20 protein-coding genes and 1 tRNA gene are annotated in these 25601 nt (G+C 50.1%); 4 read left to right on the top strand and 17 right to left on the bottom strand.

Annotated features, from left to right (window positions below; all coding sequences use genetic code 11):
* Positions 1 to 8: 8 nt before the first annotated feature.
* From ACFODX_RS14725 to trmJ, 7 genes are all read right to left on the bottom strand, one after another.
* Positions 9 to 1238, bottom strand: a complete 1230-nt coding sequence (locus ACFODX_RS14725) for a SufS family cysteine desulfurase (RefSeq protein ID WP_378120497.1) — start codon at positions 1236 to 1238, stop codon at positions 9 to 11.
* Positions 1231 to 2523 (bottom strand): Fe-S cluster assembly protein SufD, encoded by a 1293-nt coding sequence (gene sufD / locus ACFODX_RS14720; RefSeq protein WP_378120495.1) that lies wholly within the window; start codon positions 2521 to 2523, stop codon positions 1231 to 1233. Before sufD ends, ACFODX_RS14725 begins: the two co-directional genes overlap by 8 nt.
* A gap of 3 nt (positions 2524 to 2526) precedes the next feature.
* The gene (sufC, locus tag ACFODX_RS14715) at positions 2527 to 3306 is read right to left on the bottom strand and encodes a Fe-S cluster assembly ATPase SufC (RefSeq protein ID WP_449245659.1); all 780 of its coding nucleotides are present in this window, start codon (positions 3304 to 3306) and stop codon (positions 2527 to 2529) included.
* A gap of 82 nt (positions 3307 to 3388) precedes the next feature.
* Positions 3389 to 4825, bottom strand: a complete 1437-nt coding sequence (sufB, locus tag ACFODX_RS14710) for a Fe-S cluster assembly protein SufB (RefSeq protein ID WP_378120491.1) — start codon at positions 4823 to 4825, stop codon at positions 3389 to 3391.
* Positions 4826 to 4854: 29 nt separating this feature from the next.
* Positions 4855 to 6015 carry an aminotransferase class V-fold PLP-dependent enzyme gene (locus tag ACFODX_RS14705; RefSeq protein WP_378120489.1) on the bottom strand — a complete coding sequence of 387 codons (1161 nt, stop codon included), beginning with the start codon at positions 6013 to 6015 and terminating at the stop codon, positions 4855 to 4857.
* A 55-nt stretch (positions 6016 to 6070) separates the two neighbouring features.
* Positions 6071 to 6559, bottom strand: a complete 489-nt coding sequence (gene iscR, locus ACFODX_RS14700; protein WP_324259163.1) for a Fe-S cluster assembly transcriptional regulator IscR — start codon at positions 6557 to 6559, stop codon at positions 6071 to 6073.
* 161 nt (positions 6560 to 6720) lie between these two features.
* Positions 6721 to 7560, bottom strand: a complete 840-nt coding sequence (trmJ, locus tag ACFODX_RS14695) for a tRNA (cytosine(32)/uridine(32)-2'-O)-methyltransferase TrmJ (protein WP_378120487.1) — start codon at positions 7558 to 7560, stop codon at positions 6721 to 6723.
* Between the two features lie 238 nt (positions 7561 to 7798).
* On the opposite strand from trmJ, the gene ACFODX_RS14690 reads away from it, so the two are divergent.
* Positions 7799 to 8602: an inositol monophosphatase family protein gene (locus ACFODX_RS14690; RefSeq protein ID WP_324259161.1), complete on the top strand. Its 804-nt coding sequence runs from the start codon at positions 7799 to 7801 to the stop codon at positions 8600 to 8602.
* A gap of 93 nt (positions 8603 to 8695) precedes the next feature.
* Here the strand turns inward: ACFODX_RS14690 and ACFODX_RS14685 are convergent, their stop codons facing one another.
* From ACFODX_RS14685 to queA, 8 genes are all read right to left on the bottom strand, one after another.
* On the bottom strand, positions 8696 to 9274 hold the full coding sequence (locus ACFODX_RS14685) for a TetR/AcrR family transcriptional regulator (RefSeq protein ID WP_378120484.1): 579 nt from the start codon (positions 9272 to 9274) through the stop codon (positions 8696 to 8698).
* Positions 9275 to 9282: 8 nt separating this feature from the next.
* Positions 9283 to 12417, bottom strand: coding sequence for an efflux RND transporter permease subunit (locus tag ACFODX_RS14680; RefSeq protein ID WP_378120482.1), 3135 nt, complete (start codon positions 12415 to 12417; stop codon positions 9283 to 9285).
* A 3-nt stretch (positions 12418 to 12420) separates the two neighbouring features.
* Positions 12421 to 13593, bottom strand: coding sequence for an efflux RND transporter periplasmic adaptor subunit (locus ACFODX_RS14675; protein WP_378120480.1), 1173 nt, complete (start codon positions 13591 to 13593; stop codon positions 12421 to 12423).
* A 215-nt stretch (positions 13594 to 13808) separates the two neighbouring features.
* Positions 13809 to 15818: a hybrid sensor histidine kinase/response regulator gene (locus ACFODX_RS14670; protein WP_378120477.1), complete on the bottom strand. Its 2010-nt coding sequence runs from the start codon at positions 15816 to 15818 to the stop codon at positions 13809 to 13811.
* A gap of 126 nt (positions 15819 to 15944) precedes the next feature.
* Positions 15945 to 17111: a protein translocase subunit SecF gene (secF, locus tag ACFODX_RS14665; protein WP_378120475.1), complete on the bottom strand. Its 1167-nt coding sequence runs from the start codon at positions 17109 to 17111 to the stop codon at positions 15945 to 15947.
* A gap of 12 nt (positions 17112 to 17123) precedes the next feature.
* On the bottom strand, positions 17124 to 19007 hold the full coding sequence (gene secD / locus ACFODX_RS14660) for a protein translocase subunit SecD (RefSeq protein ID WP_378120473.1): 1884 nt from the start codon (positions 19005 to 19007) through the stop codon (positions 17124 to 17126).
* 172 nt (positions 19008 to 19179) lie between these two features.
* Complete coding sequence (tgt, locus tag ACFODX_RS14655; RefSeq protein ID WP_449245657.1) at positions 19180 to 20301, bottom strand: tRNA guanosine(34) transglycosylase Tgt; 1122 nt, start codon at positions 20299 to 20301, stop codon at positions 19180 to 19182.
* Between the two features lie 42 nt (positions 20302 to 20343).
* Positions 20344 to 21429 (bottom strand): tRNA preQ1(34) S-adenosylmethionine ribosyltransferase-isomerase QueA, encoded by a 1086-nt coding sequence (gene queA, locus ACFODX_RS14650; protein ID WP_378120469.1) that lies wholly within the window; start codon positions 21427 to 21429, stop codon positions 20344 to 20346.
* 276 nt (positions 21430 to 21705) lie between these two features.
* On the opposite strand from queA, the gene ACFODX_RS14645 reads away from it, so the two are divergent.
* The 3 genes from ACFODX_RS14645 to ACFODX_RS14635 all read left to right on the top strand — a co-directional run bounded on the left by ACFODX_RS14645 (position 21706) and on the right by ACFODX_RS14635 (position 23411).
* Positions 21706 to 21792: transfer RNA gene (locus ACFODX_RS14645), tRNA-Leu, on the top strand.
* Between the two features lie 155 nt (positions 21793 to 21947).
* Positions 21948 to 22844 carry an adenylate/guanylate cyclase domain-containing protein gene (locus ACFODX_RS14640; protein WP_378120467.1) on the top strand — a complete coding sequence of 299 codons (897 nt, stop codon included), beginning with the start codon at positions 21948 to 21950 and terminating at the stop codon, positions 22842 to 22844.
* A gap of 63 nt (positions 22845 to 22907) precedes the next feature.
* Positions 22908 to 23411, top strand: a complete 504-nt coding sequence (locus ACFODX_RS14635) for an RDD family protein (protein WP_378120465.1) — start codon at positions 22908 to 22910, stop codon at positions 23409 to 23411.
* Positions 23412 to 23441: 30 nt separating this feature from the next.
* On the opposite strand, the gene lptG is transcribed toward ACFODX_RS14635, so the two are convergent.
* A complete protein-coding gene (gene lptG / locus ACFODX_RS14630) occupies positions 23442 to 24500 on the bottom strand; it encodes an LPS export ABC transporter permease LptG (RefSeq protein ID WP_378120463.1) in 1059 nt (352 codons plus the stop codon).
* Positions 24493 to 25593: an LPS export ABC transporter permease LptF gene (gene lptF, locus ACFODX_RS14625; protein WP_378120461.1), complete on the bottom strand. Its 1101-nt coding sequence runs from the start codon at positions 25591 to 25593 to the stop codon at positions 24493 to 24495. Before lptF ends, lptG begins: the two co-directional genes overlap by 8 nt.
* Between the last annotated feature and the right edge of the window lie 8 nt (positions 25594 to 25601).

The following is a 25601-nucleotide window of genomic DNA, read 5'->3' as shown; positions in this document are numbered from 1 at the left end:
ATTTATCATCACACTAAAAAGGTTTTTGCTTTTTCAATCGCCACAAACAAGCGATCTATTTCGGCAAATGTATTGTAAAAACTAAAGCTGGCGCGCACAGTCCCGGGAATACCGAATTGATCCATGATGGGCTGGGCGCAATGATTGCCGGTACGCACAGCAACACCCTGCTTATCCAACAATACCCCCACATCGGCGGGGTGAGCGCCGTCAATCAGAAAGCTCATCACCGAAGCCTTATTGGCAGCAGTACCTACCAGCGTCAAACCTTCCGTTGAACGCGCTTTTTCCTCGGCATAGGCCAGCAATGCCAGTTCATGTTCGGCAGCAGCCATACGATCTAACGACTGTAAATAATCAATTGCTGCACCGAGCCCGATGGCTCCAGCAATATCCGGCGTTCCGGCTTCAAATTTATAGGGCAGCTGATTAAAGGTAGTCCCCGCAAACGAAACAGTTTCAATCATTTCACCGCCGCCCTGATAGGGAGGCATAGACTCCAATAAATCCGCCTTGCCATAAAGCACACCCAAGCCTGTTGGGCCAAATACTTTATGTGCGGAAAAGGCATAAAAATCGCAATTCAGTTTTTGCACATCCACCGCCCAGTGGCTAACTGCCTGAGCACCATCGATCAGCACTCGCGCGCCCACAGCATGCGCGAGCTTAATAATTTTCTCGACAGGGTTTACGCTACCCATAGCGTTGGAGACATGACCAACTGCAACCATTTTTACCCGGGCATCTAACATGGCATCGAATGCCAACATATTGATACTGCCACAGGCATCAACGGGGATAACCTCCAGTACCGCACCGGTAGATTGGGCAATAAGTTGCCAAGGCACTATGTTGGCGTGATGCTCCATAGCAGACACCAAAATACGATCACCGGGCTGCAAGTTAGCTTTACCCCAAGAGGCTGCAACCAGGTTAATGCTCTCGGTAGTACCACGCGTCCAGATGATTTGTTTGGTCGAGGGAGAATTTAAAAACTGTGCAACTTTTTCACGCGCAGCCTCGAACTTTACTGTGGCGCGATCCGCCAAGGCATGGGCACCCCGATGTACATTACTATTGTCATTGCGGTAGTAATCGCAAATCGCATCGATCACTGCATTGGGTTTTTGTGTGGTGGCCGCATTGTCCAAATAAACCAGCGGCTGCCCATTCACTTCTTGATGCAGGATCGGAAAATCTGCGCGAATTTTTTCCACATCAAAGGCCGACTTAGTCATTTGCCAACTCCAAACTCAGCTCGCGACCAAACAGTCGGGCCAGGCGCGGCTGCAGATAATCATGCACTGCTGGCTGAGCGATTTGCTCCAGAAGCTCATTGATAAACCCAAAGCTCAACATAACGTCCGCCTCAGCGCGCGACAGACCGCGACTGCGCAAATAATAACGGGCATTTTCATTCAGCTGACTGATAGTTGCACCGTGAGCGCACTTCACATCATCGGCATAAATTTCCAATTCCGGCTTGGTATTCACTTCCGCCTTGTTGGATGTCAGTAGATTTTTATTGCTCAATTCCGCCAAGGTTTTTTGTGCGTCTTTATGAATGTAAATGCGACCATTAAAAATCGCCTGCGCTGAGTCGCTCACAATGCCACGAAACACTTCATTCGACGTACAATGGGGAACCCAGTGACAAGTGTTGGTGTGGTAATCCACTAGCTGTTGGTTGCGCGGCAAATAAACACCCTGCAAATCCAACTCTGCACCAGGCCCGCGATGGTTCATCTGATAATCAATGCGCATCAATTTAGCGCCCAGCGCCAACGCAAAACCGCGCAGCCGGGCATTACGCTGCAAATCCACATGCACTGCGCCAATATGCTGTGCATGCTCCGCTTCCATATTCAAACGGTAATGATGCAAATTGGCACCATCGGCCAATTGAATTTCAGTCAATGCGTTTACAAAGCCGGATGAAGCGTCACTAGTTGCGATGTAATGCTCAACAACTTCCGCCTGGGCATTTTCTTCCAGCACAATTAGCAATCGCTGATTGGTGGCAACCTCTTCGCCTGTCGCGACATGAATAAGGTACACAGGTTTTTCCAAACGCTGTGCACGCGGCACATGCAATAAAACACCATCGTCCAGCCATGCATTATTAAGCGTGGCAAACAGGTGGCGCTCACCCTGTACAATTTTGCCGAGGTATTTTTCGATTAACGATTGCTGCTCATTATTTGCCTCGGAAAAACGCACCACACATTCTGCTTGTGTAGAGTTTTTAGCACTAAATACGCCATTGATAAAAACCAAACGTATCGCATCCAGAGGAATCAAATGGCTATTAATAGCTTCATCCAATTCAGCTGATTGGCCAAACGCAGGCAACAGCGTTTTTTGCAGACCTTGCAAAGGTGTGTACTTCCAATGCTCGGTTTTACGTGTTGGCCAGGTTTGCGCTAACCAATCATTAGCAGCCCGGGCACGAAAGTCTTGCAACCAACTCACTGGTTGCTGCTGCGCGGCAAGTAAGATCGCTTGCTGTTGAAAATCTGTCATGGCTTATACCGCTCCAGTTTCAAGCCAACCGTAGCCTTTCTCTTCCAGCTCCAGCGCTAATTCTTTGCCGCCAGTTTTTACGATGCGACCATTGGCTAACACATGGACATAATCCGGCACTATGTAATCCAGCAGGCGCTGATAATGCGTTACCACAATAAAGCTGCGCTCTGGTGAACGCATGGCATTTACGCCATTGGCAACAACTTGTAGCGCATCAATATCCAAACCTGAGTCGGTTTCATCCAGAATGCACAAGCTGGGTTCAAGCAGCATCATTTGCATAATTTCGTTGCGTTTTTTCTCGCCACCGGAAAAACCTTCGTTGACGCCACGCTTTAAAAAAGCCTGATCAAGGCTGACACGCTTACTGGTGTCACGTGCAAGCTTCATAAATTCCACTGCTGACAATTCAGGCAGACCGGCATGTTTGCGTTTGGCATCTACCGCTGCTTTCAAAAATTCCATATTGCTGACACCGGGAATCTCCACCGGGTACTGAAATGCCAAAAAAAGACCTTCGCGAGCGCGCTCCTCAATGTCCAGATCGAGCAAATTTTTACCATTAAACGTGACGCCACCACCGGTAACCTCATAACCATCGCGACCTGACAACACATTGCCCAGCGTACTTTTGCCTGCGCCGTTAGGCCCCATAATCGCGTGTACTTCACCGGGATTAATCGTTAAATTTAAGCCCTTGATAATTTCTTTCTCTTCAACACGCGCAAACAAATCAGTAATGCGTAACATAAATTTTTTAGTCCGATAGTTTTCTAACACGGTAAATTCAAATTTTAATTTTTGTTGGGCCAAAATAAATTCGCACCAGCAACCAGCCCAACCAACATTTTTATGGTGGGCGTTAACCCACAGAGCCTTCCAAACTGACTTCCAATAATTTGCCCGCTTCTACGGCAAACTCCATGGGCAGCTCTTTAAACACTTCGCGACAAAAGCCATTCACAATCATGGACACTGCTTTTTCTGCATCCAAGCCACGCTGTTGGCATAGGAACATTTGGTCTTCACTCACCTTGGAGGTGGTTGCCTCATGCTCTATGACCGCGCTTGGATTTTTACTTTCAATATAGGGAAAAGTATGTGCGCCACACTTGTCGCCAATCAGTAGCGAATCACACTGGGTGTAATTGCGCGCACCTTCGGCGCCCGGGTTAATACGCACCAGACCACGATAGGCATTGGAGCTTTTACCGGCGGAAATACCTTTGGAAATGATAGTGGACTTGGTGTTTTTACCAATGTGAATCATCTTGGTGCCGGTATCGGCTTGCTGATAATTATTGGTGAGCGCGACCGAGTAAAACTCGCCGACACTGTTGTCGCCACGCAAAACACAGCTTGGGTATTTCCAGGTTACTGCCGAGCCAGTCTCCACTTGTGTCCAGGAAATTTTGGCATTGGTGTGGCACACGCCGCGCTTGGTCACAAAGTTGTAAATACCGCCCTTGCCTTCCTCGTTACCTGGATACCAGTTTTGTACGGTGGAATATTTAATTTCCGCATTATCGAGCGCAATTAATTCCACGACTGCAGCGTGTAGTTGGTTTTCATCGCGCATGGGGGCGGTGCAGCCTTCGAGGTAACTCACATGAGAACCTTCATCAGCAACAATCAAGGTTCGCTCAAACTGACCGGTGTTTTGTTCGTTAATGCGGAAATAGGTAGACAACTCCATAGGGCAACGCACACCTTTGGGGATGTATACAAAGGAGCCATCAGAAAATACCGCTGAATTGAGCGCGGCGTAGTAGTTGTCTTTTTGCGGCACCACCGAGCCAATATATTTTTTAATCAGCTCGGGATATTTTTGTACCGCTTCACTGATGGAGCAAAAAATCACGCCCGCTTCCAGCAGTTTTTCGCGAAAGGTAGTAACCACAGACACAGAGTCAAACACCACATCCATAGCAACACCAGCAAGCGCCGCTTGCTCGTGCAGAGGAATGCCAAGTTTTTCGTAGGTGCGCAGTAATTCGGGGTCGACTTCATCCAAACTTTTGGGTTTGGAATCCATGGATTTTGGCGCTGAATAATAGGAAACAGCCTGAAAATCAATATCGTCGTATTTGACGTGCGCCCACTCTGGCTCAGTCATTTCCAACCAAGCGTGATAAGCCTTAAGTCGCCATTCCAATAACCACTCTGGCTCATTTTTTTTGGCCGAGATAAAACGAATCACGTCCTCGTTTAAACCGGGCGGCAAAGTTTCGGCATCAATCGCCGTGTGAAAGCCGGCGGCGTATTCTTTTTTAATGAGCTGTTCAACTTGTTCGGACATGATAATTACCCTGTGTGCACCGGCCTGCATCAGGCCTTTTGCAATTTGCTGATAACACTGCGCAAATGCTCAATCGCAAATTCAATTTCTTCGGCCGTGGTGTAACGGCCAAGACTAAAACGTAAGGAAGCTTGCGCAGTTTCATCACTCAAACCAATCGCTTTTAATACATAACTGGGCGACATACTCGCCGAGTTACAAGCAGAACCGCTGGATAGCGCCAAATCGCGCAGCGACAGCAGCAACATTTCGCCATCAGCACCGTCAAACGCGACATTTAAAATTCCACTGACGCACTCATTAACAGATCCGTTGCGTGTTACACCGGGCAGATCAGCAATACCCTGCCAAAGACGATCACGTAGCACTCTGATACGTTGGGAATCAGCATCAAGATGCGCCTGCGCGAGCCTGGCTGCCTCACCCATTCCCACCAATTGATGGGTAGCAAGCGTACCTGAGCGCATACTGCGTTCATGGCCACCACCGTGGATTTGCGCAGCAACTTTGACGTTGGCCGCACGCTTCACATAAAGCGCACCAACACCTTTGGGGCCATAAAATTTGTGCGCCGACAGCGAGAGCAAATCAACACCCAGGCCCTGCACATCAATAGCGATTTTGCCGGCGCTTTGGGCGGCATCGCAGTGAAACAAAATGTCGCGCGCATGACACAGCGCCACTAGCGACTTGATATCGTTAATACAACCCAACTCATTGTTGACTTGCATAAGGCTTACCAAAAAAGTATCTGCCTCAAGCGCAGCAGCCAGGTTTTCCACTGTTACCAGACCCTCTGCATTTGGCACCACACGGGTTATGCGAAAGCCGCGCGTTTCAAGCCAGGCAGCAGGGTCTAATACTGCTTTGTGCTCAATCGCCGAAACAACAATATGACCGCCAACCGGATGAGCAAGACGATAAGTTTCTGCAATGCCTTTTAACGCCAGGTTATTGGACTCTGTCGCGCCGCTAGTCCATACAATTTCGCGCGGATCGGCATTGATCAGCTGGGCAACATTCGCACGCGCTTCCTCAACCAGTTCTTCAGCTTGCCAACCATAGAGATGCGCGCGCGATGCGGGATTGGCAAAAGTACCGTCCAGCGTAAGACATTGGGCCATGGCAGCAGCAACTTCAGGAGCAACTGGCGTGGTGGCGGCATAATCGAGATACACTGGTTTACGCAAAAACGGATTACCTTGATACAAAGGGAGAAAAAACCAACATCTAAACCAATTAAAACTAATTAATTTCGCTAACCACTATATGGTCGGCATGCGATTGGGATGAGCGTAAACGTAAATTTTGCAGTTCACTGACCGCACGAATATCTTTGCGCGCAACCAAATCAGCAAGGCTGATTTCACTTAAAAACCGATGAATTTGTTCGCTCAGATTTTCCCACAAATGATGTGTCAGACAGACCTCACCCTCGTGGCAATTACCCTTGCCCTCGCAACGGGTAGCATCCAGGGACTCACTGACTGCATCTACCACCTGGGCCACGGAGATATCTGCAGTACTACCCATTAATTGATAGCCGCCCCCTGGGCCGCGCACGCTTTTGACTAGCTTAAACTGGCGAAGACGCGCAAAAAGCTGCTCAAGGTAGGATAAAGAGATACCTTGGCGCACCGAAATATCAGCAAGGCTTACCGGCCCCTTGTCGCTGTGTAGCGCAAGGTCCAGCATCGCTGTTACCGCATATCGTCCTTTGGTGGTGAGTCTCATAGTCGCTAAACCCCGGGGGAGCAGAACGCCAAATCGGCGCGAGGGAGGCAATTATTGGCAGGCAAAAAACCTGCCGCCTAATTCCGAGTATTTTACTCAGGTATTCCGCCTTTTCCAACACCCAAGCCCTCCTGCTTTGCCAGAGTGACTGTTCTAATTGGCTATTCGAGCGGTTTATTGGTGCTGTTTACATCTTTAGTGAGATCGCGCATGGCATCCAAACCGGGTTTGTGACCTAGCTTGGTCATGACCTTGCCGCTGTAGTGGATATAGTTCTGCACGGCCGTTAATACACCGCGCAGAATATTGAATTCCATTTGGTCCATGCGCACCCGGTTGTACAGCCGGCGCAAGCGGGTCATGGTTTGTTTGGGGTTGTCGCGATCCAGAAAGTCCAGCTCCACCAGGGTTTGCTCCAAATGCTCGTAGTAGCTTTCCATGGCCTGGGCATCAACCGGTGGCATGTCCCACTGGTGTTGCGGCAGAGTATTACCCTCCGCCGCCATCAAATAGGCCATGCGGATTTCATAGCTAATCACCTGTACTGCAGTCGCCAGGTTGAGCGAGCTGTAATCGGGGTTGGCTGGGATGTGCACGTGGTAATTACACTTGTGCAGCTCTTCGTTGGTGAGGCCGCGATCTTCGCGCCCAAACACTATCGCCACTTCATGACTGGCTGCCTCTGACCAGACACTTTCACCGCACTGACGCGGATCCAGCAGCGGCCAGGGAATACGGCGCTCGCGGGCGCTGGTGCCTACTACCAAGCTGCAACCGGCGATGGCTTCATCCAGGGTTTCCACCACTACGGCATTATCCAGCACATCGGTTGCGCCCGCTGAGCGCCAGACGGCCTTATCCGAGGGAAACTCTTGCGGCGACACCAAATAAAGTCGCCCTAAGCCCATGTTTTTCATCGCCCGCGCCGTACCGCCGATATTGCCCGGGTGACTGGTATTAACCAACACAATGCGAATATTGTTAAAAGGCTGGGCTGACATAGGCGATCTCGCTGACAGGGTTGATGGAAGCAGGCAAATGGCGCGCAGTATAACGACACTTATGACTAGCCTCCAGCACAGGCTTACCGCTATAATTCGCGCCCTCGGCGAGAGGTAGGGCAATGAATGCCCATGACCTGCGGCCCCGCTCTTTTACAATCCCCACCCCTGAACAATCAGGCGCGCTGGCATCTATCCATTATGGAGATGTGCTCCAGCAGCCATTAATTGGTGCTTTATGGAACCCATGTTAACCATTGCTTTGCGCGCTGGTCGCAAAGCTGCCGAACTGATTGAACGCGCCTTTGAACGCGTCGACCTGCTCACTATCGAAACCAAAAGCCGCAACGACTATGTCACCGAAGTGGACAAAGCGGCCGAAAAAGAAATCATCTACCACCTCCGTAAAGCCTACCCGGATCACAGCATTCGCGGTGAAGAAGGCGGCCACCAAGCCGGTAAAAATCCAGACTACGAATGGATTATTGACCCGCTCGACGGCACTACCAATTTTATTCACGGGGTTCCTCACTTCTCTATTTCCATCGCCTGCAAATATAAAGGCCAAATCGAACACGCCGTTGTTATCGACCCGATTAAACGCGAAGAATTTACTGCCAGCCGTGGCCGTGGAGCCGCCTTGAATGGCCGCCGCCTGCGTGTTTCCAGCCGCCGCACACTGGAAGGCTCACTGATTGGCACAGGTATTCCCTTTAGTGGTTACGCACTGGAACATATTGGCCCTTACCTCGCCTGTGTGCAGGAAATTGCGGGGCAAACTTCCGGCATTCGTCGCTGCGGTTCAGCGGCGCTGGACTTGGCCTATGTAGCAGCCGGTCGTTTTGATGCATTCTGGGAAATGAACCTGAACGAGTGGGATATTGCTGGCGGTGTCTTGCTGGTTAAAGAAGCTGGTGGTTTGGTGAGTGATTTCAATGGCGGCGTGGATTATTTGGAAACCGGCCACATTGTGTGCGGCTCGCCAAAAGTGTTTAAGCCGATTTTGCAAATCGTGCAGAAAAATCTGGGGCATTTGAAATAAGCTCATGACACAGCAGCTTTTTTAAAAAATGCTGTCATAAAAAAACGGCGAGTCAGCAATGGCTCGCCGTTTTTTTATGGGTTAACACAATACTTACACCTTGGCTTGAACCGCTATTGCATCCCAACTGGCATGGATGATTTGTTCGAGCATGGTGTCATCAACGCTCACGAAGCCCTGCAGGGATTTACGGGCAATCTCGAAATAAGGCTCAAATGCCAGCGAGAAAAGAATTTCGTCAGGGAAGTTTTTAAGCAGCTGCTGCTCGCGCCCGCGAATAAAAAAGGTGAACAAGGGTTCCAGTACAACTTTCGCCTCTTCGTGCCGACTGCGCAGTAAGTCTGCGGGTAAATGATCGAATTGACCTTTGCTTAAAATCATTTCCGGCTGCTGCTGGAATAGCGCCCAAAAACGGCGACACATACCTTGAAACTGCTCGTACAACGACATTTCCTTTTCCACGCTGATAAATACCTCCCGCCCTACGGTTTCAATAATCTGACTGTGTAATTTTTTGATCAGATCTTCCCGATCAGCAAAATACAAATAGACCGTACCAGTGGCTACGCCTGATTCTTTGGCAACATCGCGAATGGAAAAGCCGTGAAAACCACGGCTCGCCAAAAGTTTTAAGGTTGCCGCCAGAATCAGCTCACATTTATTAAGACTCATAAGATGACTCAATGCGTTTTATGGTCGTCCGCTGGCTTGGCTGGAAACCAACGCTGGGCCAAGCGGAATACCACGACAAAAAATACCGGCACAAAAAATATCGCCAGTACCGTTGCAGAAAACATACCGCCAAATACACCGGTGCCTATGGCATTTTGGCTGCCTGAGCCAGCGCCAGTGCTAATCACCAAGGGGGTTACACCGAGCATAAACGCGAGGGAGGTCATGATAATGGGGCGTAAGCGCATGCGCACGGCCTCCATAGTTGCCGCAATTAAGTCCATACCCTGCTCGTAAAGTGCTTTGGCGAATTCAACGATCAAAATCGCATTTTTTGCCGCCAACCCAATAGTGGTCAGCAACCCCACCTGAAAATACACATCGTTGGATAGGCCGCGCGCCATGGCAAACACTACCGCACCAAGAATCCCCAGTGGCACAACGAGAATGACTGCAAAAGGCACCGACCAACTCTCATACAAAGCCGCCAGACAGAGAAAAACAATCAGGATCGACAAGGCATACAACAGCGGCGCCTGATTACCTGACTCGCGCTCCTGCAGTGACATGCCCGTCCATTGGTAGCCAATACCGGCGGGCAATTTCGCGATGATCTCCTCCACTGCCAACATCGCATCACCCGAGCTGACACCCGGTGCACCCTGTCCGATGATGTTCAGGGAAGGCACGCCGTTGTAGCGCTCCAAGCGCGGCGAACCATAAATCCAACGGCCAGAGGTAAACGCCGAAAAAGGAACCATCTCGCCTTTGTCGTTGCGTGCATACCAGTTTTTGACATCCTCCGGCAGCATGCGGTACTGCGCATCGCCCTGTACAAAAACCTTTTTCACCCGCCCTTTATCGATAAAGTCGTTCACATAAGACGCCGCCCACACGGTAGAAAAGATGGCGTTGATGTCGCTCAGCGATACGCCCAGTGCGGCAGCTTTTTCTTGGTTGACGTCCAACTTGAACTGGGGGTTATCCTCCTGACCGTTCGGGCGCACACCGACCAAGCGAGCGTCCTGGGCAGCCATGCCGAGGAATTGATTGCGCGCTTGCATCAAGGCCTCATGCCCCAAGCCGCCCAAATCCTGCAGCTGCAGGTTAAAACCCGATGAGGTGCCCAGTTGGGTAATCGCCGGTGGCACAAAGGGGAATACCATCGCTTCTTTGATTTGCGAAAAAGCGCCCATGGCTCGCCCGGCAATACTTTGCACATGCTGGGATTCGTCGGTGCGCAGGCTCCAATCTTTCAGGCCAACAAAAGCGATACCGTTATTCTGGCCGCGCCCACTAAAACTAAAACCAATCACCGAAAATACCGAGCGCACATTGTCCGCTTCGTTTTCCAGATAGTGCTGCTCTACACGATCCATCACCGCCATGGAGCGCTCTTTGGTCGCCCCGACCGGCAGCGTCATTTGGGTAAACATAATGCCCTGATCTTCATCGGGCAAAAATGAACCCGGCAAGCGGGTAAACAACAGCCCCAGCACAATGACAATCGCCACATAAATCGCCATATAGCGACCGGTTTTACCCAACATACCGCCTACGCTGCGCTGATAACCGTCAGTGGCGCGGTTAAAGTTGCGGTTGAACCAGCCAAAAAATCCACCTTTTTGATAGTGATCATGACTGACCGGCTTGAGCATACTGGCGCAGAGTGCGGGAGTAAGGGTGAGCGCAACGATGACCGACAGCACCATCGCGGATACGATGGTGATAGAGAACTGGCGATAAATAACCCCGGTAGACCCACCAAAAAACGCCATAGGTACAAATACGGCTGAAAGCACCAGAGCAATACCAATTAATGCGCCGGTAATTTGCTGCATGGATTTACGGGTAGCCTCGCGTGGCGAAAGCCCCTCCTCCGCCATCACCCGCTCCACGTTCTCCACCACCACAATGGCATCGTCCACCAGCAAGCCGATGGCCAGCACCATGGCAAACATAGTGAGGGTATTGATGGAGAAGCCGAATACCGAGAGCACTGCAAAGGTTCCCAGCAATACCACCGGCACCGCAATGGTGGGGATCAGCGTGGCGCGGAAGTTTTGCAGGAAGAGGTACATCACCAAAAACACCAGAATGATGGCCTCAATCAGGGTTTTTACCACTGCTTCAATCGATAGTTTCACAAAGGGAGTGGTGTCGTAGGGGTAGACAATTTCCAGCCCCTGCGGGAAAAAGCCCTGCAGCTCGGCAATGCGCTTGCGCACCGCGTCGGCAGTATCCAGCGCGTTAGCACCGGATGCCAAAGTGATTGCTAAACCGGTTGCCGGGCGATTGTTGTACTCAGTTTCAAACTGGTAGTTTTCACCGCCCAGCTCAATACGCGCCACATCTTTCAAGCGCACCTGTGAGGCGTCTTGATTAACACGCAGCAGGATATTGCCGAACTCCTCCGGTGTAGACAGGCGTGTCTGTACCACGATGCTGGCGTTGATATCCTGCCCCGGCAAGGCGGGTGTACCGCCCAACTCGCCCGCCGCGATCTGCGCATTCTGTGCACGGATAGCGGTGGCAACGTCGCTGCTGGTCAAGCTGTAGGTGGCGAGTTTGCTGGCGTCCAGCCAGATTCGCATCGCATACTGGGAGCCGAACAGGGTGATCTGCCCCACCCCGTTAACCCGGCTCAACTGGTCTTGCACATTGGCGGCTACATAGTCGGCAATGTCGTATTTATCCATGCTGCCATCGCTGGACACAAAACCTATTACCATCAAAAAACCGGCAGAGGATTTAGTCACGCGAATGCCCTGCTGCTGGACTTCCTGAGGCAGTAGGGGCATGGCGGTTTGTAATTTATTTTGCACCTGTACCTGGGCGATGTCCGGGTCGGTACCGGCCACAAAGGTCAGAGTCACTTCACCGCGCCCGCTGGACTCACTGGTGGACGACATGTACTGAACATTATCGATACCGGTTAGCCCCTGTTCGATAATCTGGATGACAGTGTCCTGCACTGTCTGTGCAGATGCGCCCGGGTAATTCGCACTAATGCTCACCGCGGGCGGTGCCACATCAGGGTATTGGGCGACCGGCAGCTTGAAGATGGAAAGCGCACCCGCGAGCATGATGATGATGGAAATCACCCAGGCAAATACCGGGCGATCTATGAAGAATCTGGCCATTAGTTACTCCCCCGCTGAATTACTATCGGCAGCGGGAACCGCTTTTACCGGCACGCCGGGCTTCACTTTTTGCAGCCCTTCTACAATCACCTGATCGCCTTCCGCCAGACCATCCAACACCAACCATTGATCGCCAACAGCACGGCCAGTGATTAACTGACGCTGTTCCACTATTCCCTCTTGGCTGACCACCATGGCGGTTGCACTGCCGGTGCGGTCGCGAGTCACACCGCGCTGGGCAACCAAGATGGCATTATTGCGAACCCCTTCTTCCACTTGGGCACGCACAAACATTCCCGGCAATAACAACCGGTCGGGGTTGGGGAATTGCGCCCGCAGGGTTACCGTACCGGTCGACTCATTCACCCCGACTTCGGCAAACTGCAAACTACCCTCGTGTTCATAGAGACTGCCATCCTCCAATATCAGACGCACCTTGGCAGAATCAACGGCGACTACCTGTCCATGCTTCATTTGGCGACGCAGCTGTAACAGCTCATCAGCTGACTGGGAAACATCTACATAAATGGGATCAAGCTGCAATATATCCGCCAGTACATCTGCCTGGCCGGCATTGACCAGCGCCCCTTCGGTCACGGCGGACTTACTGATCACACCATCAATAGGCGCCAGCACACGGGTGTATTTAAGGTTGATACTGGCAGACTCAAGCGCCGCCTTGGCAACAGCAACCGCAGCCCTGGCCTGATTCCGCGAGGCCAGTGTATCGTCGTAGTCTTGTTGGCTAATTGCCTTTATCGCCACCAAGTTTTGATAGCGCTTTTCTCTGGCGTCAGCGGCTGCCAGTGCCGCTTGGGCGCGGGCCAATTCAGCTTGGGCACTGGAAACAGCAGCTTTATAGCTTGCCGGATCTATCTGATAGAGTGCCGTACCCGCTTTGATCTCTGCCCCTTCGGTAAATAACCGCTGTTGGATGATGCCACTGACTTGTGGGCGGACCTCCGCTTTGCGAAATGCCGAGGTACGCCCCGGCAACTCGGTTTGCAAGGGCAAATTACTCGCAGCAACTGTCACGACTCCCACTTCTGGAACAGCTGGGGCTGCTTTGGCTGCACCGGGGCTTGTACTGTCACAACCCGCTAACAACAACACCAAAAAGCTTGCGACAGCAAAAGGCGCAGCGCGCACAACCTGAACCCGAGAGCGAGGCATCATCTTGAAACTCCTTAAACAACTGCCACTCGTTGGCGTACCAACATCAGATAGCAAGAATGAAAAATAAAATGAACAATCGTTCATTTTGAGAATGATAGAGATTTCAAGGGCAAAGGCCACCCGACTTTGCATTAATTAACTTTATGCAAAGCTGGGTAACGGGCGTAGGGGTAATAGCGGGGCGATTACCCCAGGGGAGCCAAATAAGGCATAAGCTAGTGGTCGTGGAGCAATTGGTTAAACACATCAATCAGGCGATGAATATCTACCGGCTTGGTCAGGTAATCAAAAAAACCGGCACTTCGCCCTCGCTCTATATCATAGGGCATAGCATTCGCCGATAAACCGATCACCGGCACCGCACTGGTCGAAGGGTCGCTTTTCAGCACACTCAGCACCTCATAACCGTCCATGCCAGGCAGGTTGATATCCAGAATGACCAAGTCAGGATTGAGACTGCGCGCTTTGTAGATTCCCAGAAAAGCCTCCTCGGCCACCTCCAACTCCAGCTGTGGGTAACGATCAAAAATTTGTCGCAGCAACCGCACATTGGTGGGGTTGTCCTCCACGTACAATACCTTGCAAGAGCGAGTAACATTTAAACTGGCAGGAGCGTAGTTTTTGGTGCCAGATGGTTTTTGGATAGGCTCATCATTCCACTCAGTGGCAATCGGAAAATCTATCCAGAAAGTAGTGCCAACGCCCTCCTCACTGACAAAATCCAGCTTGCCCCTCATCATCTCTACTAATTGTTTGGTAATAACCAAACCGACACCGGAACCTTCGATATTGGAATTTTCAGCGCTCAGCCGATTAAATGGCTGAAATACCTCATTTTGGCGCTGCAATGGAATACCGCGCCCCGTATCGCGCACACTAATGCGCAATTGCGCGCCGTCCACAACCGCCAAATGCACCTCAACCTCGCCGCCAACGCGGTTGTATTTCACCGCATTACTGAGCAGGTTGAGCAATACCTGTTTTACCCGCACATTGTCCGCTACTGCATAGGTATTGTTCAGTTGGCCAAGGCTCGCACTCAGGCGAATGCCTTTCGCATCAGCCAGCGGTTGCACGAGGGTAAAACACTCATTAATCAGGCGCGACACCAATACTGGCTCCAACGAAACCGTCATATTGCCCGATTCAATCTTGGCCAAATCGAGCACATCATTAATCAATTGCAACAAGTGCTCTCCGGCCTTGCGAATCTCGCGCACATTTTCAATTTGCTGGGGCTTGAGGTTGCCGTCATATTCAAACAGCTGGGTATATCCAAGAATGGCATTGAGCGGTGTGCGCAGCTCGTGGCTCATGCTGGATAAAAATTCAGATTTGGCACGGTTGGCCTGCTCTGCTTGCTCCTTGGCTTGGATTACACGCTCTTCTGCTCGCTTGATTTCGGTAATGTCCATATTGCTGCCGGACATCATAATTGGCTGGCCCTGATCATTAAAAACGGCACGACCACGGCCGCGAATCCAGCGAATGTCGCCCTGCTGGCTCACCAACCGGTATTCAACATCAAAGGGCGCACGGCCAGCCATGTGCTCGATCAAGGCATTATCAAAAATAGGCAAGTCTTGCGGGTAAATATGCTTGCGCCAGATTTTTAAGCGATCCTCACCCTCGGTCAGCACATCATCCAAATCGTCATAACCCAGCAACTCCCAACAGCGATGGGAAAAATGGAAGCCTCCGCGATCAGCGTACCACTCCCAAATACCATCGCTGGAAGCCTGAATAATGCGCACTTGACGCGCTTCACTTTCACGCAGCGCCGCTTCCACTTTTTTAATTTCGGTGATGTCGAAATTCACCCCGGACATAACCGTAGCCTGACCACTTTCATCACGCAGAGAATCGGCGCGCACCTGAGTCCAAATATAATCGCCAGACTTGGTTCTAATGCGATAAGAAACATCCAGGGGTTTGCCGCTGCGCAAATGCTGACGCGCGGCTTCTACTGCATACTCGCGGTCGTCGGGGTGCATATACATGAGAACTTTACCGGCATCGCTAATACTCTCCGCGTCTTCGGGGCCATAACCCAAGCGCTCCCAAAATCCACCAGACCATTCGATGTGCTGGGTATGTAAATTCCACTCCCAAAAACCGTAGCCACTGCCGTTAAAAATTCGCTGAAAGCGCCCCACCGTTTCACGCAGGAGTTCAATATCGTCGCTGAACTGTAACGATGGACTGAAGCTGATGTGTTCGATCATAAGAGTTTGCCGCAAGTGTACTGAGTGAAAAGATGGCCGAAATTCTTTGCTCACACAAGGATTAAAAGATCATGCCCTGAAAACAACAACAGCGCCAAAAGGCGCTGTTGTTTAACACAAGGATTATCAAGGTGCCTCATGCCCCTCGACACCATCTTCCTCTTTTGGTTTGGGCATTAAATCTTCTTTGGTAATGCCAAGCGCAGCCGTTATGTTTGCACAGATATACACAGAGGAATAAGTACCAGCAACAATACCGATAATCAGCGCTAAGGCAAAACCTTGCAATACCTCTCCCGCGATGAAATATAAACAAAAAAGCACAATAAATACCGAGGCAGAAGTCATGATGGTTCTACCCAATGTTTGGGTAATAGAAATATTGATAACTTCATGCGGATTGGTTTTGCGTAAAATCCTGAAATTTTCACGAATACGATCGTAAATTACGATGGTATCGTTAATCGAATAGCCGATAAGAGCAAGGATTGCCGCGAGTACGGTTAAATCGAAATCCCACTGAAAGAACGCAAAAAAGCCCAAGGTTACAATGACGTCGTGAACCAATCCAATGATTGCACCGATTGAAAACTTCCATTGGAACTGCACAGCCACATAAAGGAAAACCAGCACAAATGCGACAACCATGCCTAAACCGCCTTGATCGCGCAATTCATCACCAATTTGCGGTCCCACAAACTCACTACTGCGCAATTCGATATTTGCCCCTGTAGCCTGCTCCAGATCAAGAATTATCTGATTGAGGTAAACAGAATCAATTGAGTTTTCCAAATTAACAAGCAGCTTGCCGTCGCGCTGTTGGTACTGGATACGGCCATATTTATCCGCAGTGAATAGGTTTTGCTGTTGAACCAATTGTTCACTGATATTGGCGATCACCAAAGTATCAGCAAACCCTTCGAGTTCACGCGCCGGGCGCTCCAATGCTTCGAGGCTGGCACCATTTCCCAAGGCAGCGACAGTAGCAGCTAATTTTTCCTGCGCTTTTACTTTCATCTGATCCTGGGTGCGAATCATTACTTCTTGATCCGAACCAAAGAGCACAGCAACCGGGCTTTTCAACTCCTCTTTTTCCAACACTTCACGAATCTTATCCAGATCAGCCGGACGGTCGAGTAAGACCTCCAACTGGGTACCACCAGTAAAATCAAGACCAAGCTTCAAGCCATTGATGGCGAGAGATCCAATTGAAATGATTACGATGATGATGGACAGTGCAGAGGTGTAGTGCCTCATGCCCATAAAATCGATAATACGTAGTTCTTTTGTCATGGCAGCAGCCTCTTAAATCGAAATTTTTTGTAAGTTTTTACGGCGGCCATAAACCAAGTTGGCAAGGGCGCGGCTACAGCTAACAGAGGCATACATGGTAGTTATGATCCCAACGATCAAGGTGACCGCAAAGCCTTTGATTGGACCAGTACCAATCGCAAACAAAATCACACCGACAATCAATGTCGTTAAGTTCGCATCAAGAATCGTGACAAATGCCCGTTCATAACCTGCATAAATTGCCTGTTGCGGTGAAGCGCCATTTTTGAGCTCCTCACGAATGCGCGAGTGAATCAACACATTGGCGTCCACCGCCATACCTATGGTTAAGACTATACCGGCGATACCGGGGAGGGTCAGGGTTGCACCAAACATAGACAACATGGTGATCACTAATAATACGTTTAAGGCAAGCGCAATATTGGCAAAAATACCGAATACACGATAAGCAAGAACCATAAATAAAACGACGAGACCAAACCCCCAAAGAGTAGCGTTCACGCCGTTTTTGATATTTTCTGTGCCCAGAGAAGCACCAATAGTACGCTCCTCCACAAAGTGCATAGGCGCCGCAAGTGCACCGGCACGCAACAATAAGGCAAGCTCGGAAGCCTCAGCAGGGCTATCAAGACCGGTAATGCGGAATTGCACTCCCAGCGCACTCTGAATAGTTGCCAAGCTAATCACTTTGCGCTCTACATATTGAGTCATCTTTTCCACGTCTTCGCCCGCCGCATTTTTCACAATTTGTGTGCGGGTTTTGTATTCAATGAAAAGAATACCCATTTGACGCCCCACATTGTTGCGGGTTACACGGTGCATGTGCGTTCCGCCGAGACTATCCAACGTAATATTTACTTGCGGCTGATTCGTTTCAGGATCAAAACTACTGGTGGCGTTAGATACGCGATCACCAGTGACAATGAGTTGCTTTTCCAATACAGCATTACCACGCTGCATTTGCATCAGTTCATCTTTAAAGGGGAACTCTTCTTTATTGGATACCAAGGTGTCGGGTGATGCACCTAAACGGAATTCGAGGTTGGCCGTTTTACCGATAACTCGTTTGGCTTCTGCCGGGTCTTGTATCCCTGCAAGCTGAACGATAATACGATTGCGACCTTGTCGTTGCACAATAGGCTCAGACACACCCAATTCATTAACGCGATTACGTAATGTGATCAGGTTTTGGCTGAGTGCGTAATCCTCTATCTCGCGAATACCTGCTTCAGTAAAACTGGCGATGTAGCTGAACTCACTCGCACCTGAATCAGCATCTACTTTGCTAAATAGCAGTGTTGGATAATCGCTACGCAAAAGGCTTATCGCTTCATCGCGCGCTTCCGCAGTGCGGAATCTGGCAACAATCTGGTTATCTTTTTGAGCAGCTACTGAGCTATAACGTACCTTGGCTTTGCGCATCTTGTCTTTCATGTCATCGGCATTTATTTCCTGGCGTTTGGCAACCGCAGAAGCTGTATCCACCTCCAGCAAAAAATGCACACCACCCGCAAGATCAAGGCCCAACTTAAGCGGCTCAGCCCCTAATGCCTGCAACCAGGCTGGAGTCGTTGGAGCAGTATTTAATGCAACCACATAACCATCTCCAAGCGCCTGCTGGACAGTTTTGCGGGCAAGCATTTGCTGCTCTGCTTTTTTTATGCGCAGCATTGCTGTTTTTTCATTCACCTCGCCACCAAAAGCTTCGATATTAGCCGCCTTTAGTGCCTCCTCCATTTTGGCCAAGACCGGTGCATCGATCACTTTGGCGCTCGAATCGCCAGAGACCTGTATTGCTGGATCAGGCGCGTAGAGGTTAGGAATAGAATAGATGACACCAACTACCGTGAAAAAAAGTAGCAGCAGATATTTCCATAATGGATAGCGATTTAGCATAGGGTTTTCCCAAGTTGTCTGTGGCGGAGACTAGCAATCGCACAAGCGTTACATCTAATTACGCGAATCTATTCCACCTTATTTTTACTTGCACACCGTCTGATTGTGGACGGCGGTATGGTCAAGGGCACCGGATTATAACCCTAATTTGCGCCCAACAACGATGCCGGTATTAACTAGTCGGCGCCGGTGGAACATCCAAGCCCTGTCGCCCATAAAAATTGCTCAAAAAGGCATCAAATGTCCCATTACTTAAGGCTGTACGCATATCAGCCATTATGCGCTGGTAATAACGCAGGTTGTGGATGGTATTGAGCTGGGCGCCCAGCATCTCATTACATTTATCCAGGTGATGCAGGTAGGCGCGGGAGAAATTTTGGCAGGTGTAGCAATCGCACATCGCATCAAGCGGGCCAGTATCTTCACGATATTTTGCATTGCGTAGCTTGATAACACCCTCGCTAGTAAACAGGTGGCCGTTGCGGGCATTGCGAGTAGGCATAACACAGTCAAACATATCCACACCGCGGCGCACCCCTTCCACAAGATCTGCAGGCTTACCCACCCCCATAAGATAACGGGGTTTGTGCTTGGGCATTTGTGGAGCGAGATGCTCCAGGATGCGCAGCATATCCTCCTTGGGTTCCCCTACCGAGAGGCCGCCAATGGCATAACCATCGAAACCTATCTCCACCAATCCAGTGAGCGATTCGGTGCGCAGGTTTTCGTACATTCCGCCCTGAACAATGCCGAACAAGGCAGAGGGATTATCACCATGGGCAACTTTGGAGCGCTTGGCCCAGCGCAATGACAACTCCATAGAATCGCGCGCTTCATGAACAGTCGCCGGGTAGGGAGTGCACTCGTCAAAGATCATGACTATGTCGGAACCCAAATCGCGCTGAACCTGCATCGACTCTTCCGGCCCCATAAATACTTTGTTGCCATTGATTGGCGATTTGAAGGTAACCCCGTCTTCGGTAATTTTGCGCAGTTTGCCCAAGCTGAACACTTGGAAACCACCGGAGTCGGTCAGGATCGGCCCCTTCCACTGCATAAAATCATGCAAGTCACCATGGGACTTAATTACTCCGGTGCCAGGGCGCAGCATCAAGTGAAAGGTATTTCCCAAAATAATCTGAGCACCTATGTCTTCAATATCCCGCGGAGTCATACCTTTTACTGTGCCGTAGGTGCCCACCGGCATGAATGCCGGGGTTTCCACAGTACCGCGCGGAAATTTCAGACGGCCGCGACGCGCCCTGCCCGTCTGGCTGTCCAACTCAAATTCCATAAAACAATTGTCGCTCACAATATTCTCTCTGAGGTAGGGTACTTATGCCTGGGCCTGACCAACAGGCTGCTGGGCCGCGGCGGGATTGCGGGTGATAAACATGGCATCGCCATAGCTGAAAAAACGGTATTGCTGCGCTACTGCTTCTCTATAAGCCGCCATAGTAAAACCATAACCAGCAAAGGCAGACACCAGCATAATCAACGTGGATTCAGGCAAATGAAAATTGGTGATCAGTGCATCCACCACCTGAAAGCGGTAACCGGGGTAGATGAAAATGTTAGTTTCGCCCTGATAGGGATGAATCTCACCCTTTTGCGCAGGATCAGCAAAGCCCTGTGCTGCGGATTCCAAACTGCGCACGCTGGTAGTACCCACGGCGATTACGCGCTTACCCGCCGCCTTGGTCGCTCGAACCAGTTCACAGACCTCCGCCGATACATCCATAATTTCCGAATGCATCTGGTGCTCGGCGATATTATCGACGCGCATGTTTTGAAAAGTACCTGCGCCCACATGTAAAGTAACAAACGCGATATTCACACCCTTTGCACGCAGCTCTTGCAACATCAATTCATCAAAGTGCAATCCAGCAGTAGGCGCCGCGACTGCACCTTGCTTTTCCCCATAAACTGTTTGGTAACGCTCGCGATCCGCGGCCACATCTTCACGATCAATGTAAGGTGGCAATGGCATATGACCGATGCGCTCAAGCACTTCCAGCACCGGATCATCCCCCAGGAACTCCCACTCAAACAATGCATCCTGACGGGCAGCCAATTGCACGCGAGTTCCGTCTTGCAAGATCACCTGTGAACCCACTTTTGGCGCTTTACTGGCGCGCGTATGGGCGAGCACACGGCGATTATCCAGAACACGCTCGACTAAAATTTCCACCTGACCACCGGAAGTCTTCTGGCCAAACAGACGCGCTGGAATTACCCGCGTGTTGTTAAACACCATCAAATCACCCGGCTCAACAAGATTGAGCAGATCGGGAAACTGGCCATGATGCAACTTGCCGGTAACACCATCCATCTGCAGCAGGCGACTACCGCGCCGTTCGGCAGCTGGCATCCGGGCGATAAGGGCATCAGGCAAATCGTAATAAAAATCCTGGCGACGCATAGGAAGGAACTTAAAAACTTAAAAAGGTTGAATGATAATTCCAGACTGGAACGACAAATAAGAATCGGCTAACTGCCAAAAAGTGGGCGCAAGGGTATACCAATTTGCGCCAAGTTTAAATTAGCGAGGCTTGCCGATGCTCCAGGCTGTTGCCGACAGAGTTTTGTTCACGAAAAGCTAATTTTTAACCAAACCGTTCAGCAAATAACGGTTTTAAATCATTTTTGAAATTAGTGTTTGACAGGAGAGTTCAAATCATTAGAATGCGCACCACTCGCCAGTGTGGCGGAATTGGTAGACGCACCGGATTCAAAATCCGGCGCCCTTAAAAGCGTGTCGGTTCGAGTCCGACCACTGGCACCAAATCCGAAAAGAGCTTACAGCAATGTAAGCTCTTTTTTTATGCCCGGTATTTACCACCTCACTGCTATCAGCAGGAATGGTTTTGCGCAGACCAGCCAAAGCGCCTATCATTCGTCACCTGCCCCCGTCCATATTTGCCACCCCATCGACACAACATGAATCAATACAGCCAACCACAAGCAATTATGTTTGCCGATGTTTCTGGCAGCTCAGCGCTGTACAAACGCCTCGGCAATGAATCTGCCAAGGCGATTATTGACGAGTGTGTGCAATTTATGACGGCACTCACCATAGTGCATGAAGGTACGCTGGTGAAAACCATCGGCGATGAGATCATGGCGCGCTTTGACAAGGCCGGCCAGGCCTGTGAAGCCGCCATCGCCATTCAACTTCGTGCCATCAAAGAGCCACACCTCAAAGAGCTGGGAATACGAATCGGGATCGCTTATGGCGAGGTGCTTATTACTGCGGATGATGTCTTTGGCGATCAGGTCAACAGCGCCGCCTGCGTTGCACAAATAGCCCGCGCCAATCAAATTGTCATCACCCAGGCAACAGTGGATGCCCTCAGTCCACAGTTGCGCCGCGACTGTCAGATGTTCGACCGGATCAATATCAAGGGAGAGCAGGAAGAGACTGTTATCTATCGCTTGCAATGGGAACACACAGGCAACAACAACCGCGCCACTATGGTGGTTCCATTGGATGACATCACTGGTTTTGCCGAAAAATTTCAACTGCAATTACAGTTAAAAAAAGGGACGACTTTATTACTCCCCGAACAGACGCCCTTCGCCATAGGACGCGACCTCAACAGAGCGCAACTGCTCATCGAAAGCGAATTCGCATCGCGTGAACACTGCCATATAGAATTTCGGCGCGGCAAATATGTGTTAGTTGATCACTCAACCAATGGCACCTACGTTTATCAGGAAGATCAACCACCCATTTATTTACGCCGCGAGGAGCTTCCTTTGCAGGGCAAAGGGTTTATCGGACTTGGCCAAACACTCACCGGTGAACACGAATGGGCGATTCATTTCTCGCTTTAATACCTTTACACGAACCCAACCCTCCGGCTCTAAAACTTCCAAAAGGCCTCGCACAAAAACGCCATGACCAACTCAGCGAACACACCAAAAACCACCACCCAACACAATGATCAATACCAGGCACCCAGCCTCGCACGCAGGCTGGCAGCAATGGTTTATGACAGCCTTTTGCTGATGGCAGTAAGTATTTTGTATGGTGCCCTGGCGGTCGGGCTCAACCTATTAATCAACGGCGCACCAGCGACTGGAGAGCGAGTCAGTTGGGGGCATTGGGGGATTCTGGTTTTTATTGGCTGGATCTTAACGCTGTGTTTATTTTTTTGTTATTTCTGGTGCAAATCCGGTCAAACCCTTGGCATGAAAACCTGGCGAATAAAAATGTTCGACAGCCAATCAATGGATTTACCAAGCCTAAAACAAGCTGCTGTCCGCTGCGTGTTGGCACCAGTATCCATGTTACTTTTCGGGGCAGGCTATTGGCTTATTTACATCAACCCGGAGCGCCAGACATTACACGACAAACTCAGCAAAACCCGGGTTTTATTATTGGCAAAAACCAAAAAATAAATCAGCAAAAGCAATATCAACACAACGCGATCAGCGCGCCCTATTAAGCAAGTACAAACCCAACAAGATACACAGGCTAATCGGAATCAAAACCGCAATGATCGGTGGGAATCCGAATACCAAGCTTGATGGTCCGAGTAACTTTTGTAACAGCAGAAAAACAACACCGAAGACTACTCCGGTAAAAATACGCTGCCCCATAGTCACACTGCGCAAGGGGCCAAAAATAAACGAAATGGCGATCAGCACCAAACTGGCCGTAGCAAGTGGCTGCAGGGCTTTTTGCCAAAAAGCCAAGCTGTAATTGCCAGCGGACAAGTTTTGCTCATGCAAATAGTTTGTGTAGTAGTGCAAATTACGCATCGACAGATCTTCCGGTTTTAGCACCAGAATATTGAACAAATTAGGGGTAAACGGCGTATCCCAACGGCGCGATGGTATAGTTTCATTGCGCAAACCATCAGCGGTTATATGCGTTATCGAGACATCCTGCTCCTGCCAATACCCATCCTCATAACGCGCCTGCTTGGTAAAACTGGCTGACTGCAATCGCTGCTGTTCATCGAACTTATAGCGCGTCAGACCATAGATAACGCCATTAGGCAAAACTGCACTCACGTGCATGAATTCGTTACCTTCCCGATTCCACATATTTTGCGGCGCGGCCTGGGTAGTGTTGTATCTCAAATAATGCCGGCGGTTATCGGCCATTTGCTCGGTATAGGGTGCAACAAACTCACCAAGCAACAAGGCCACTGCAATAAAAATAATCGCCGGGCGCAGCGCGATCCAAGTAATACGCCTTACCGACACCCCGGCAGCACGAACCACCACCAACTCACTACTGCTAGCCAAGAGTCCAAGTCCGGCAAGGCAACCGATCAAACAAGAGTATGGAATAAGATCATACAAACGGCGCGGTACAGTAAGCGACATGTAATAAAAGGCTTCCAGCGCGGTATAGGCACCCGATGTTTTTTCCAGCTGGGCAATCAAACCAAAAATAAAATCCAACGCAATAAAAACCAGTAAGGTCATTGCGATTGCATAAAAAACGGTGCGCGATATATAGGCAGTGATTTTAGACACGAGCACCTCCAACTACTTTGGCACGCGACAGAAATAAAGCCTGCCAATTGAGCATCAACAGCCCCAATACTAAAAACGGAATATGCACCACCCACAAGCCGAGGTTGTAATGCAGATCACCTTCGCTCACCGCACTGCGCGCGTTAATTAAAAAAGCAAGGTAAAAGATATAAATCAGAATTGCTGGTAGCATTTTTAGATAACGCCCTTGCCGCGGGTTAGTTTTGCTTAACGGCACTGCAAACAAGGTGGCAATCAACACCATAAGCGGCATGGACAAGCGCCATTGCAAGGTCGCTTTACTTTCCAGATCGTCCGCCGCAAAAAGTGCCGCTGTTGTTTTTGCATCTGACTCACTTTCAATTTCAGCAGCACTGGTCGTGGGCGGCAAATACCTGCCCCACTCGCTAAAACTGGTGATGGTGAATTCATTAGTTCCCGGCAAACCCTCGTAGCGATATCCATTATTCAACACAAGATAACGCTGGCCATATTCGGGGTTGTAAGCTTGAGTTCCGGTTTGTGCGACAACAATCGTCGAGCCGTATTGCGAATCACGCTGGGCAACAAATACATTCTGCAGCAACTTGTTGTCTTCACTCACCTGTTGCACATAGGTCATGATGCGCCCTTGGCCTATGGCTTGAAATCGCCCTTGCTGCAGACTTTCAAACTCACTGCGATTGCGCTGCTCGGTCAGTACTTGCTGGGTCATTTGCGCCCCCAAAGGGCTCAACCAAAAACTGAACAGGGCCACAATCGCAGCGACAATAATTGCAGGCACCATGGTCATGCGCACCAGCTGCCACTGACTCATACCTGTCGCCGATAAAACCACCATCTCACTTTCGATATACATACGCCCATAGGCCAGAAGTACTGCCAAATAAAATCCAAGCGGCAATATCAATTCCAACAAGTTGGGCATGCGATAAGTGATGATGGTAAACAACACATCCACCGCAAGTTTGCCTTCAGCGGCATCATCAAGGTAATCGCCAAATTTGCCTGAGAGGAAAATGGTTAACAGCACTGCACTTACAGCCAGCGCAGTAACCAATAAATCACGCGAGAGGTATCGAAAAATAATCAATGGACTAA

It is taken from the genome of Cellvibrio fontiphilus (genome assembly GCF_042646205.1).
GTDB lineage: Bacteria > Pseudomonadota > Gammaproteobacteria > Pseudomonadales > Cellvibrionaceae > Cellvibrio > Cellvibrio fontiphilus_A.
Note: the sequence above shows the minus strand (reverse complement) of the source record. Positions and strands in the feature narration are given on the sequence as shown.